This window comes from Paraburkholderia tuberum STM678 (assembly GCF_902833905.1).
Classification (GTDB): Bacteria; Pseudomonadota; Gammaproteobacteria; order Burkholderiales; family Burkholderiaceae; genus Paraburkholderia; species Paraburkholderia tuberum.
Map to the genome: position 1 here is coordinate 1 of NZ_CADFGP010000046.1, position 14,102 is coordinate 14,102.

General features: G+C 62.3%; 4 protein-coding genes and 2 pseudogenes. 1 reads left to right on the forward strand and 5 read right to left on the reverse strand.

Annotation, left to right across the window (positions count from 1 at the left end; translation table 11 throughout):
* The 4 genes and pseudogenes from HWY30_RS30335 to HWY30_RS41955 all read right to left on the reverse strand — a co-directional run.
* Positions 1-521 (reverse strand): annotated as a pseudogene (locus tag HWY30_RS30335) (sensor domain-containing diguanylate cyclase); the annotation flags it as partial.
* An 811-nt stretch (positions 522-1,332) separates the two neighbouring features.
* Positions 1,333-1,590, reverse strand: a complete 258-nt coding sequence (locus HWY30_RS30340) for a DUF4242 domain-containing protein (RefSeq protein ID WP_026226125.1) — start codon at positions 1,588-1,590, stop codon at positions 1,333-1,335.
* Between the two features lie 56 nt (positions 1,591-1,646).
* Positions 1,647-5,270, reverse strand: coding sequence for an AAA family ATPase (locus HWY30_RS30345; protein WP_090812207.1), 3,624 nt, complete (start codon positions 5,268-5,270; stop codon positions 1,647-1,649).
* A 261-nt stretch (positions 5,271-5,531) separates the two neighbouring features.
* Positions 5,532-5,732 (reverse strand): annotated as a pseudogene (locus tag HWY30_RS41955) (hypothetical protein); the annotation flags it as partial.
* 744 nt (positions 5,733-6,476) lie between these two features.
* Here HWY30_RS41955 and HWY30_RS30350 point away from each other — a divergent pair.
* Entirely contained in the window at positions 6,477-11,900 is a 5,424-nt protein-coding gene (locus HWY30_RS30350) for an AAA family ATPase (RefSeq protein WP_090812594.1), read from the forward strand.
* A gap of 324 nt (positions 11,901-12,224) precedes the next feature.
* Here the strand turns inward: HWY30_RS30350 and HWY30_RS30355 are convergent, their stop codons facing one another.
* Positions 12,225-14,045: an ABC transporter transmembrane domain-containing protein gene (locus tag HWY30_RS30355; RefSeq protein ID WP_090812206.1), complete on the reverse strand. Its 1,821-nt coding sequence runs from the start codon at positions 14,043-14,045 to the stop codon at positions 12,225-12,227.
* Positions 14,046-14,102: the final 57 nt, after the last annotated feature.

Genomic DNA, 14,102 nt, shown 5'->3' on the forward strand with positions numbered 1-14,102 from the left:
CGGTTGACGTCGCCGAGCAGCTCCGGGTAGCGCAGAATCGACAGTGACATTGAATAGTAGCTGTCCAGGTCCGGATCCAGAATCAGGTTCGACTGGTTACCGACCCGTGTCACCAGTGCGCGCGTCGCGTCGAGGCCGAGGTCCACCGTCGATGCGCTCGCATGCGGCGCCGAACTTGCTTCGAGTGCATCGCGGACCCGTTCGTTAATAACTGCGCTTTGCATGTTCGCGCCAAAGCGGCGCTCTGCGTCGTCGAGTCTGCTAGCAGTGCTCTTCAATTGGACCGCAGTCTGCGGCTGCCCAGCCCCCGCGAGTGCGAAGTCGATAAGCGCGTCATGCACGGCCGCGACGTAGGCATTCCCGATCAGCTCCTTGTCGGAGAAGTCAATTGCGATGTACTTTTCGCGGATCAGGATGCCGCTGATGTAAAGGACTGCGCTCAAGTCGAGCAGATAAATCAGCAGCAGCTTTCGGCCGACGCGGAGACGTCCGAGAAACCGGAAGAACAGGTTGCGTTTCATGGGCGTGGTCGCTCTGTCGCAAAGTTTTCGTCCCACGTGCGGCAAGCCAGGCGTTTCACTGAGTTTCTCCGTGCAGGGAACGTCGGACCTCTGGTTCAGGTCCCACGGCGGGAAGAGCCCCTGATCAAGCTATCGACCGGTTGAAGAACTTCTTTAGTCTTTGCTTAAAACGCCCCATAACGGTGCTAGAAAAGCGACAACACGGTGCGAACATTTCGAAGGAGGGTGCCTTTTTGGGCAGTCGTACAATGGTGCCAGGACTTTGTCATGGCGAGCGCCTTTGGCAGGCCAGCAGTCAATATGCGAATTTTTTCGCTTCCGCGGCCAAGGGGGCGACCATTCGGACGTTGAATCCGCCTCTGCTTCCGGACGTTCGATTGTGAAAGACGGACGGTCCTTCATCGGCCAATGCCGTCATTCGAGGATCGGTGCTGGTCAGACGGGTATGGGGCGCTTTCCTGTCATTCACAGGTCGGTGGTCGCGAATGACTCGTCCCACGGAAAGCGAACGAGTACTTGCGACCCAGATCGGCCACCGGAGGAAGCTCCTTATCAGTGGCGGCTTCCAAACGTACAACGGCCATCCGCGCCTCCTTAACCGCGGCCGTGTCCCAGGCCTTTTCCGCCCTTCGGTGCCTGGTCCGCGAGGGCTCAACTCGGCGGTTTCGGGCATTAAGGCAAATTGTCAGGGCTGTCTTGTTATGGATCGGGTCACTCGGTCCAGCGTTGTTGCTGTTGCCCGATGACGCGGGCGGCGCTCCTGTCGTTGCATCGTCCTCGCGACACACCGGTGCTATTCGCGCCTAGCCCTCTAACTGAACATTTCTGGCCGCAAGTCGCTCACCTCAATGATCACATCGGCCGGCAGGTTCGCCCGACGTGCCGCAGCGCGGATGGCTTCGGCGTTGGGCGCCTCATATAGGCAATAAGTCTTCTTCTTGTCCGCGCTGAGAAACGAAAAGAGCCACTCGACGCCCTCCTCGTCGTTGATCCGTTTCACGGCACCCGCACTTTCGCCGGTGACCTCCAGCTGTTCCGCAAAGTTTCGTTCAATCATAAAACGTGGCATGGGGTCCTCCTTGAGTAGTGGCTGCATCGCTGCGCTTCGAAACATGCAGCCGTGTGCTAGTTTCTGTGCCCTGTGCTTGTCCGAGCGCCACCGATGCGCTCTACGAGAGCGAACATCTTCAGTTCGTTGGCTGCGGTGGCCGCCGTGGCGAGCAGGTCTTGCGCTCGTGCTCTATCTTCGATGCGATTGCGTGCTGCCAGCATGAGCGCGAATTCGTGCCGGCTATGCGCCAGCCAGGGCGACGCTCGCAAGCGCTCATCCATGCGCAGCGCGTATTCGAAATGCTCTTCGGCGGCGGACCATTCGCCCAGAGCGCCGGCGAGCATGCCGAGATACCGTGCCGCAGATCCGCAGCACAGCGTAAAAACAGGAACGGTGACGACCTGATCCCTGAACGGCAGGAGAAGTTCATAAACCTGTTCGGCATGCTCAATGTCCCGGAGTCGCGCAGCAACTTCCGCCAGATACGTCAACGTAACGAGCCGCTTACTGTCGATGGGGATGCTGGATTCCGATTCCGCGAGCCGATCGAGATTGTCGCGGGCCTGTGATTCGAAGCCGAGATCGCTGCAGATCAACATGAGCCCGGGCCGCCACGCAGCGTTTTCGGAATGCTCGTCGACGAACCGCTTGAAGAGCGGCGCTACCTCGGCAAGCCGGCCTTGCTCGCGGCGTATCGTGAACATCTGCATGCCGTAGACGCCCGTTGCCAGTGTCGCGTCGACGGTCTGCGCCATCTGCAACGACTCTCGCGCCTTGTGCTCCGCCACGGCGAAGTCCCCGACGAGTATGGCCCGCATCGCCTGCGCACCCGTCACACACCATTTGTCGACGAAATGCTGCCCACTGGTGGCAATCTGCCGATACCTTTCGAGCGCGCTCTCGAAGCGCTCCACCTCGCCGATCTCCAGGTAGCCGGCGAGACATCGAGCGCATGCGTGACCTATGGTGTGTGCGTCACCGAGAGCTTCTGCAATCTGTCTCAACTCCTGCAACACGCCTTCACGCTCCGCGAACTTGTCCGCAGGCAAAGGGCGGGCCCCGATATGCATCATGTCGCACACCAATGCGTCGAATAAGCTCGGCAGGTCGTTCAGGCGTCTGGCTAGAGCAACAGCCTCCAAAACCAGTTCGTCAGCTTGTTCACGTGCACCGGTCATGTGAACGGTGCGGACCAGTCGACTCAACAGCCGACAGCGTTCGACCGACTCTTCGGTGCCGATCAAGGCGAGCGCCTCTTCGAGCAAGGAGAGCGAGGCTTTGCCGGAGCCTTCGAGGAACGTCTCGGCGGTGTCAAACCCCAACGCCGCCTGCACAAGAAACGACGGGAGGTTCTGCTCGCGTGCAATTTGTGCCGCCTGCCGGAAGGACTCTATCGCCTCGCGGCGGGCCAATCTGAGCTCCGCTCCGCCTCTTGTCAGCAGCAGACGCACCATGTGGGCTGCCCGGTCCTGATCACGGTAGGAACAGCGGTTTATCAGTTCAAGCCCATGCCGCGCGTGAGCGATAGCCTCCTCATAGGCCGCGCCCGAAAGCGCCCGTTCTCCCGCACGCTGCCAGTAGGCGATTGCACGATCCGGCAGGTCGGCTCCAGTGAAATTCTGAGCAATCAGTTCGGGTTGCCGCTCCGCGACTTCCGGATAATTGTCCTCCAGGGCGGCGGCGATCAGCCCATGGTATTGGCGGCGACGCGCAAGCAACAGGGATTGGTACGCGATCTCCTGGATCAGCGCGTGCCGGAACAGATACACGTCTCTCTCCGCTGGCGTACCGGAAGAGGGAACGATAATTTCGGCTGCGACCAGGCGGTCAAGCGTTTCCTGCAGTTCGTCCTCTGGCTTCGAGGCAATCAGGCCAAGCAGCTTTCTGCCGAACTCCCGCCCCACTGTGGCCGCGATCTGGGCTGTTTCCTTGACGGTTGGCTCCAGCCGGTCGAGCTGCGATAGCAACGAGCCCTGCAGCGTGTCCGGAATCGCAATTGTCTGCAGCCTTCCTTTCAACTCGTAGCTGATGCCAGCATCCTGCAACAAATCGCCCTGCAGGACGGTCTTCGTAAGCTCTTCGACGAAAAGCGGCACGCCGTCCGTTTTGGAGACGATCTGATCGAGTACGAGATCCGGAAGCCGCTTTCCATCGGTCAGCCGTTCGATCATCGCGATGCAATCACGGCGAGAAAGCCGATCGAGATTGACCTTTACCTGATGAGGGTAAGTCCATCCTGGTTCGAAATCGGGCCGCGCCGTGAGCAGTACAAACAGCGGGGCGGCCGCCAGTCGCTCGAGCAGCAGCCGAACGAACTCCTGCGAAGACGGATCGATCCAGTGCGCGTCCTCTACAACGACGAGCACCGGCTGAATGCGCGTCGAGCTTTCGATGATGGCGACGAGCACGTCCAGCGTCCGTCGTTTAAATGAAGGCGATGAGGTGTCGATCGCAGGATGGCGCACAGTAGCTGGAATTTCCAGCAACGTTGTGAGTACGAGAACCGCTTCGTCGACATCGACTCCAAGGCTTGCGATTCCAGCCTCAAGCCGTTCGGGATCCGAAGCGCCGTGCGCGTCGGGTGCCAGGCCAAAGACGCGCCGTATCCAGCGTAATACCGGCCAAAAAGGGCTGTTGCGATGGTACGCGGAACATTGGAGCGAAATGACCGCATGGGTGTCTCCACTGATGCTATCGTCGAATGCTCGCAACACGCGGGATTTTCCGATTCCCGGCTCGCCGATCAACAGCACGCAGCGCATCTCGCCGTCAACGCTCTGCTTCCAGCGCTGCCGGATCATTTCGAGTTCCGCGGCCCGTCCGATCAGCGGCGTCATGCGATGGCCCGCCCTGACTCCAAAGCGGTCGATCGCATCCGTTTGTGCCAGCACGCGCTGGACCTGAACCGGACCCGAAATCCCTTTCAGTTCTTGCCACCCGAGATTTTCGAGCAGGAACGAACCTTCGATCAAGCGTTGAATGGCCGGGCCCACGACGATTGCGTCGGGCGGGGCGAGCGACTGCAGCCTTGCGGCGACGATTGGGGCCTCTCCGACGATCGCCTGGTGATCGAGCGTGGCTCCAGCGCCAATTGCCCCGACGACGACAAGTCCCGTCTCGATACCGATACGCAACTGCAGGCGTACGCCGTGCTCAATTTCGATGCGATCGTTGGCCTCGCGAAGCGCCGCGACGACGGCGAGAGCGGAAAGTACTGCGCGCACGGCATCGTCTTCGTGCGCGTTTGGATAGCCGAAATAAACGAGCAGCCCGTCACCGAGGTAAAGCGCGATGTGACCTTCATGAGCTTCGATCGCGCTTGCGCAGGCTTGATGATAGAAACCTAGCAGGCGCCGCATGTCCTCGGGATCGAATCGCTCCGCGAGCCCCGTCGAATCAATCAGGTCGACGAACATCACGGTGAGCTGCCGTCTCTCGGCCTCGACGGCTGCGGACGTAGACACCGAAGGCCGCTCTCCTCGTTCCTTCGCGTATCCGAGCGATCGCGCGTGGGCGTCGGTTAGTGCAGTGAGCCCTTTCGCCAGCCGCTTTCGGTCACCGAGCGTCAGGCCAAGCTCCTTCAACTCGTCATCGGAAAGGTCGCCGAGCACATCCCAATCGATCCCTTCCGAGGCGAACTTCGCAGCGTGTCCACCGAGGCCAATCTGCACCAGCCACGTTGTCATGTCGTCGGTCATCGCTGGATCTCTGGCATACCGTCCAAGACTATGATCGGCGAGGTAACGCTACTTGTCCATGCACTTCGCGCGCATTCCAACGATTGCCTGATTAGGCGACGGGAACGTTAGGCGCGTGCGGCGGTATCACTTAAGTAAGAGCATCGAACATGCGCCACGTGGCGACCTTGCGAGTATCGATGCGGGGCTCCTCACACGATCGGCGCGAAGCCGAGGTTCTAATGCCCGTCTTGACGTGCAGGCCCGCGTCCGAAGCTGGCCCTAGGCCAGGGACCTCCCCAGCCGATCGCTACTTTGTACGTCATACATTGGCCTGTTCGAACGTTTCCAGTGCATGGTCGATTTACCCAGATGTCCAACGGTGCGTTCGACGCGGGTTTGGCCAAGCAGCAATTGAACGGCTCGCAGACTCTTTCTACGTCGGTAGGTCAGTGATGCCTTCGTGCGTCGCTTTGCATGTGTTCTAGACCGGCCATTCGCGGTAGGTCGTACTCGCCGAGATCCGAATGACCTTGATGGCCGACAACGCTACGAGCCAGCGTAGGCGGTGAAGGTCCGCTGTTTGGGGCGGAGCCGGCGTTCGAATGTCCGCCTGCGGGCGTGGCCGAACGGCCGTAGTTGGCCGGGTGCCGACCCATGCAACTTGCATATGCAGGTTCAACCTCGCCAGCCAACGATCGACAGCACACGACCCATTTCTGCCGTCGGACACCTGGTCAAGCTAACGGCAGCTTCGCGAGCACAACGGTCATCCGTGCCGCGACTCCCGGTACGCTCTCGGGCCTTGCTTACGGTCGCGGATCGTTGGCCGAGGTCGGCCAAGACCGTGCCGCGGAAGTTCGCTCCAAACAGGCGCCCGTGTCTGTGACCCTCCGCCTTTTCATCAGGCTTCATGCGCGTATCCTTTCGGCGAAGCCACGTCGATGGCGCCTGGTCATCCCATTTGGACGGTACAGTCCGAGTAGCGTGTGCAGGGCTTCACCGCCGGCACTCCGACCGAATCCCAATGGCGCCGCGGTCGTCGAGGTGTATCCTGACGAGACAGCTTTCTGCTGTACGCGTTGCTGGCCGTGGCGATGCCGTCTTTTCAGCGCACCCGGCGCAGTTGGGGCAGACGAATGATGGCGTCCCCTTCTTAACCGCATGACCGGCAGGAGCCTGACGGCAGCGTGCGGCAGATGAACCCTACCTATGGTTGCGGCGCCGATGGGTAACAGCCTCCAGATCTTGTGGGACGATGGCGAGTGCGTCTTCTGTCGAGGGCGGCGCCAGGGCGATGGCGGCGACGACAACGTACTGATCGCGCGGCCCGCTGCCGAACATCCGCCACCCGCCAGCCTCGCTCGCCTCGCGCACGAATTCGGACTGAAGGACGACCTCGACGGCGCGTGGGCGGTGCGGCCGCGGGACCTGGTGCGCGAAGGCGGCCGGACTCTGCTGGTGCTCGACGATCCGGGCGGTGAGCCGCTCGCGCGGCTGCTTGGCGCGCCCATGGAGGTGGGCAGTGTCTTGCGCCTTGCCGTCGGCATCGCCGCGGCGCTGGGCAAACTCCACCAGCGCGGCCTCGTCCATAAGAACCTCAAGCCCGCCAATATCCTCGTGAACTGCGCGGATGGACAGGCGCGGTTCACCGGCTTTGGCATCGCCTCGCGGCTGCCGCGCGAGCGACAGGCGCTCGCGCCGCCCGAAACCATCGCAGGCACCCTCGCCTACATGGCACCCGAGCAGACCGGACGGATGAACCGCTCAGTCGACTCCCGCAGCGACCTCTATTCGTTCGGCGTCACGCTCTATCAGATGCTCACTGGCACGCTGCCGTTTACGGCCGCAGACCCCATGGAATGGGTGCACTGCCATATCGCCCGAAAGCCGGTGCCGCCACGCGAGCGCCTGGAGACGGTCCCTGCTCCGGTCTCCCAGATCGTCATGAAGTTGCTCGCCAAGACCGCCGAAGAGCGCTACCAGACTGCCTCCGGTGTTGAGCGCGACCTGCAGCGCTGCCTGGCCGGGTGGGAGCGTAAGCACCTCATCGATGCGTTCCCACTGGGCGAACACGACACGCCCGACCGGCTGCTGATCCCCGAGAAACTGTACGGGCGGCAGCGCGAGGTCGATACCCTGGTCGCCGCGTTCGACCGCGTGGTCAGGAGCGGCACGCCAGAACTGGTGCTGGTCTCCGGGTATTCGGGCATCGGCAAATCCTCGGTCGTCAACGAACTGCACAAGGTGCTGGTGCCATCGCGGGGGTTATTCGCCTCTGGCAAGTTCGACCAGTACAAGCGCGACATTCCCTATTCGACGCTGGTGCAGGCTTTTCAAGGCCTGGTGCAGCCGCTTCTCGGCAAGCGCGAGACCGAGCTGGCGAGCTGGCGCGGCGCATTGCTGGAGGCGCTGGGCCCGAATGCACGGCTCATGACCGACCTCATCCCCGAACTGAAGCTCATCATCGGGGACCCGCCGCCGGTCCTGGAACTTGAGCCGCAGCAGGCGCAAAGCCGTTTCCAGCTCGTGTTCCGGCGCTTCATCGGCGTCTTTGCCCGGCCGGTGCATCCGCTGGCACTGTTTCTCGACGATCTGCAGTGGCTCGACGCGGCGACGCTCGACCTGCTGGAGGATCTCCTGACCCGGTCGGATCTGCAACACCTGATGCTGATCGGCGCCTATCGCGACAACGAGGTCGATGCCGCGCATCCGCTGATGCGCAAAATTGAAGCGATTAAGGACGCCGGCGCGAAGATCGAGGGCATCAGGCTTGCGCCGCTCGCCCGTGAGCACATAGAGCTGTTGATTGCGGAGGCCCTTCACGGCGAGCCGGGACGCGCCGCCCGCCTGGCGCAGCTCGTGCAGGAGAAGACCGCCGGCAACCCGTTCTTCGTGATTCAGTTTCTGCACGCGCTAGCCGAAGAGGATTTACTCGCTTTCGATCATGACGCTGGGTGCTGGTCCTGGGATCTCGATCGCATCCATGCGAAGGGTTACACCGACAATGTGGTCGATCTGATGGTCGGCAAGCTGACCCGCCTGCCGGCTGAAACGCAGCAGGCGTTACAGCAGCTCGCCTGCCTGGGGAACGTCGCGGAGATCGCATCGCTGTCGATCGTTCTCGGCATCTCAGAGGCGCATGTCCACGCGGCGCTGTGGGAGGCGATGCGTCAGGAACTTCTTGAGCGGGCGGAGGGCTCGTACAAATTCATCCACGACCGGGTGCAGGAGGCCGCCTATTCGCTGATCCCGCAAGCACTGCGCGCCGAGGTCCATCTGCGGATTGGACGGCTGCTCGCCGCGCAGACGCCCCCCGGGAAACGGGACGAGGCGATCTTCGAGATCGTGGGTCAGCTAAATCGGGGCGCCGAGCTGATTACCGCACAAGAGGAACGGGAGCAACTGGCCGGGCTCAACCTGATCGCGGGCCAGCGCGCCAAGGGGTCGACAGCCTACGCCTCGGCGCTCACCTATCTCATCATCGGTGCGGAACTATTGAACGACGATTGCTGGGAGCGCAGGCATGAGTTGATCTTTGCGCTGGAGCTGAACCGGGACGAATGCGAGTTTTTGACCAGCCAGTTATCGGTTGCAGAGGAGCGATTAGCTGGGCTGTCAAAGCGCGCCACGACCACGGTCGAACAAGCTACCGTCGCGTGCCTGCAAATGGATGTCTACACGACGCTCGATCAAAGCGCGCGCGCGGTCGCTGTGTGTCTCGACTACCTCCGCCATGTCGGTATCGAGTGGTCGCCCCATCCGCAAGATGACGAGGTGCGACGCGAATATGAGCGCATCTGGTCACGGCTTGGGAGCCGGACAATCGAGGAACTTATCGGTGGGCCCCTGATGGAGAACCCGGCTTCCCTCGCGACCGTCGATGTTCTGACTAAACTCTGGACGCCGGCCTTGTTTACGGATGAGAACCTGGCTTGCCTGACGATCTGCAAGGCCGTCAGTCTCAGCCTTGAGCGGGGCCATTGCGATGCTTCATGCGTCCCGTATGCCCTGCTCGCGAGGATCGCCGGACCGCGTTTCGGCGACTACGAGGCTGGATTTCGATTCGGCCAGCTCGGCTACGAACTCGTCGAACGACACGGGCGCTTCGAGGCGAGGACATATCTTGCCTTCTCGATTTTCGTGGTGCGCTGGAAGAAACACGTGCGAGCCTGCCCTGACCTGCTGCGCCGCGCGTTCGAAGCGGCGAACCGGATCGGGGACCTCACGTACGGGGCCTACGCGTGCAACAACCTCAACTCGGACCTGCTCTTCGCCGGCGAGCCGCTGCCAGAAGTGCAAGGCGAAGCCGAACATGGCCTTGCTTTCGCCGGGAAGGCGCGGTTCGGCCTTGTCATTGACATCATCACTGCGCAACTCGCGCTGATCCGGATGCTCCGCGGCCTGACGCTGAAATTCGGTTGCTTTGACGACGGACAGCTCAATGAGCTTCGCACCGAAGACCATTTGTCCAGCAACCCGGCCCTGGCGATCGCTGCATGTTGGTACTGGATCCGGAAATTGCAGGCACGCTGTATCGCTGGCGACTATGCGGCGGCTTTGGACGCCGCATCGAAGGCGCAACGGTTGCTCTGGACCTCAGTTTCTTTCAGTGAGGAAGCCGAATATCACTTTTACGGCGCGCTGACGCATGCCGCCTCGTGCGACTGTGAACCGGCGGGTGAGCGGCCGCAGCACCTGGAGGCGCTGCGTGCGCATCACAGGCAACTGCAGGTCTGGGCGAAGAATTGCCCGGAGAACTTTGAGAACCGTGCTGCGCTGGTCGGTGCTGAAATCGCTCGCCTGGAGGGCCGCGGGCTCGATGCCGAGCTGCTCTACGAGAAGGCCATCCGCTCGGCCCAGGCAAACGGCTTTGTTCACAATGAGGCACTCGCCAATGAACTCGCGTCCCGCTTTTATGCGGCGCGGGGTCTTGAGAAGATTGCCCGCCTGTATCGGCAGGACGCCCGCTACGGCTACCAGCGATGGGGCGCCGAAGGGAAGGTGCGGCAACTCGACGAGAAGTATCCGCACCTTGGGACGGAAGCGTCCGCGCCCAGCGGGACGGGCACGATCGGGACACCGGTCGACCGCCTCGACCTCGCGACCGTGATCAAGGTGTCGCAGGCCGTCTCGGGTGAGATCGTTCTTGAAAAGCTGATCGATACGCTCATGCGCACGGCGATTGAACAGGCCGGCGCCGAGCGCGGCCTGTTGATTCTGCCACGCTGCGGTGAGCAGCACATTGCCGCAGAAGCCACGACCCGCGTCGACTCGACTCATGTGGAACTGTGCGACGTACCAGTGAGCACCGCAGTGTTGCCGGAGTCGGTCCTCTATCACGTCCTGCGCACCCGGGAGAGCCTCGTTCTTGACGATGCCGCGCTCGAGCCATCGTTTGCCGGGGACCCCTACATCGGTCAGCGGAGGGCTCGTTCCGTTCTCTGCCTGCCCCTGATGAATCAGGCCAGGCTCATAGGCGCGCTTTACCTCGAAAACAATCTGACCACGCGGGTGTTCGCGCCGGCCCGGATTACGGTGCTCCGGCTCCTCGCTTCTCAGGCGGCGACTTCGCTTGAGAATACCCGCTTGTACCGCGACCTCGAACAACGCGAAGCCAAAATCCGGCGCCTTGTAGAGGCCAACATCATCGGGATCATGATCTACGATCTCGATGGCAAAATCATCGAGGCCAACGACGCGTTTCTGCGCATCGTGGGTTACGACCGCGAGGACCTCATGGCGGGCCGGCTACGCTGGATGGACCTCACGCCACCGGAATGGCTAGCCCGTGACCTGAGTCAATGGATACCACAACAGAAAGTGACTGGGCGCCTGGAACCGTTCGAAAAGGAGTACGTCCGGAAAGACGGCAGTCGCGTGCCCGTGCTGATCGGCGTCGCCACGTTCGAGGAGGGCGGAAACGAGGGTGTCGCTTTCGTGCTCGATCTGACGGACCGCAAGGAAGCGGAGCACCGCTTGCACGAGTCCTACGAGATGCTGCGGGAACTCACTTCCCATCGAGAGACGGCTCGGGAGGAAGAGCGCAAGCACATTGCGCGGGAAATGCACGACGAACTGGGACAACACCTCACCGCGCTTCGTATGGGAGCATCGGTACTAGCTATGCAGCTTGGCGACGGTCACTCTGAGCTCGTCGAACAGGCCCGGGCATTGACCGCCCTGGTAGACACCACCATGCAGGTGGTCCGGGGCGTCATCGCGTCGCTACGCCCTGCAGCACTAGACGCGGGCATTGTGGCTGCGCTCGAGTGGCTCGCTGCCGAATTCAACCGCAATCCGTGCACGGTGTGTCGCCTCCGCTTGCAGGACGAGACTCTCGTGCTGGGCGAGGACCGCGCTATCGTGCTGTTTCGCGTCGCCCAGGAGGCGCTGACCAACGTTGCCCGTCACGCTGCGGCCATGCAGGTGACCATCACGCTCGAGCGAACGCCCGATGCCTGTCTGCTGGAAGTACGGGATGACGGAAAAGGATTCGATCCTCTGGCGACCAGAAAAAGATCGTTCGGGCTGGCGGGGATGAAGGAGCGCGTGCTGATGCTGGGTGGTCAAATCGATCTTGTCAGTTCACCGGGAAACGGCACCACGATCAAGGTATGTCTTCCCGTTCATAAGGGTGTGCCAACGTAGCCGCCCAGAACGAAAAGGCTCCCGAGGGGGCTACAAAAAAGCGCCCACGGGGTGTGCGGTTATGAAATGAACCGTTGCGACCAATCCGGCTCCTGGGTTTGGGTTACCTCGTTGATACCGCACCACGCAATGAATCTTGCCGCGAGATACGCGACGGACATGCTCTGCATATGAAGGTCCGGTGTCGAGGCCGAGCCGACGTTTGAACGTCCGTATGAGAGCTCGAGCGAGCGGCCGCAGTTGGCCGCTTATTGCGTTACGCTACCGCGTCATGTCGATCCGTTGGGAGCCCTGCGGTTGCCCGTGCCGACCTGGATCGTGTCTTCACGCCGAGTCGACCCGATCGCACTCAGCGTCGCGCTGTCCCGTATGCGCAACCTGCTCGCCAAACTGCAGGGCGGCAAGCTGGGCATAAAGCGGCGAACTCAAAAGCAAGTCGGCGTGGCGGCCCTGCGCGACGATGCGGCCTTGCTCCAGCACGACGATGCTATCCGCTTGCTGTACGGTCGCGAGGCGGTGCGCGATGACCAGCGTGGTGCGGTTCTGCGCGGCATTGTCCAGCGCCTTTTGGACGAGGCGTTCGCTGGCAGCGTCGAGTGCGCTGGTGGCCTCGTCCAGCAGCAGGATGGGCGGATTCTTCAGGATCGCGCGGGCGATCGCAATGCGTTGGCGCTGTCCGCCAGACAGCCGTACTCCGCGCTCGCCTAGAAACGTGTCGTAGCCTTGCGGCAGTGCTTCGATAAAGCCGTCCGCAGCGGCCATTTCGGCAGCCCGCTGCACTTGCGGGAGTGTGGCGTCGGGCGCGCCGTAGCGGATGTTGTCGAGCACGCTGCCCGAAAAGATCACCGATTCCTGCAGCACTACCCCAATTCCCCTGCGCAACTCGACGAGCGGCACCTGCCGCGTCGGGACACCGTTGATCAGAATGCTGCCGGCCTGTGGGTCGTAAAAGCGCAGCAGCAGTTGGAACAGCGTGGTTTTGCCGGCGCCGGACGGTCCAACCAGCGCGACATGTTCGCCCGCGCGGACGTCGAGCGAGAGCCCGGCGAGTGCAGCGATGCCGGGGCGGGACGGATACGAAAAGCTAACATTGTCGAAGCGGATGCCGTCCCCGCGCGCCGGCAGCGTGACCGTGGCCTCGGCCTGCGCCACCGGCGAGCGTGCCGCCAGCAGTTGCAATAAACGTTCGGTAGCGCCGGCAGCCCGCTGCAGATCGCCCCACACTTCGGCGACAGCGCCCACGGCCCCGGCGGTGAACACCGCATAGAGGATGAACTGGGACAACTGGCCAGCCGTCATCCGCCCGGCTAGCACAGCCTGCGCCCCAAGCCAGAGGACGAACACGACGGCGGCGAATACCAGCACGATAACCACGGCGGTCAACCAGGCACGCGCCCGAATGCGCTTGAGCGCGGTCTCAAAGGCCACCTCCACCGCGCCGGCAAACCGCCGCGCCTCAAAGGACTCCTGCGTGTACGACTGGACGGTCGGCATGGCATTGAGGACCTCGCCCGCCAGCGCGCTCGCGTTCGCTACCTTGTCCTGGCTGGCGCGCGAGAGGCGGCGCACGCGCCGACCGAAGACAACGATGGGAGCGACCACCACCGCCAGCGTGGCGATGATGTAGCCTGACAGCACAGGGCTGGTCACTGCCAGCATCGCCACGCCACCGGTAAGCAGGAAGAAGTTGCGTAACCCCAGCGACAGGCTGGTGCCCACCACCGTCTGAATCAAGGTGGTGTCGGTGGTGAGCCGCGACAGCACCTCTCCGGTCTGCGTGGTTTCGAAGAACTGCGGGCTCATCTCCAGCACGTGGTCGTAGACCGCACTTCGCAAATCGGCCGTGACCCGCTCGCCCAGCCACGACACGAGGTAGAAGCGCAGTGCCGTGGCGCCGGCCAGTACCAGCGAAACGGCGAATAACGCGAGGAAATAGCGATCGATATGCGTACGGTCACCCGCAGCAAAGCCACGGTCAATCAGGTATTTGAACGCCACCGGCAACGCCAGTGTGGCGCCCGCCGACGTCACCAGCGCCAGGAACGCGAGCGCCCAGCGCCCGGCATACGGGCGCATGAAGGGAAACAGGGCAAACAGGGGGCCTATAGTCCGCGAAGGCGGCGAAGGCGGGACAGCGTCTGGCATGAGGATTCCCGAGCGGGTAGAAGTTCATCTCGATTGTGCCAGTCCTACAGATTCGAA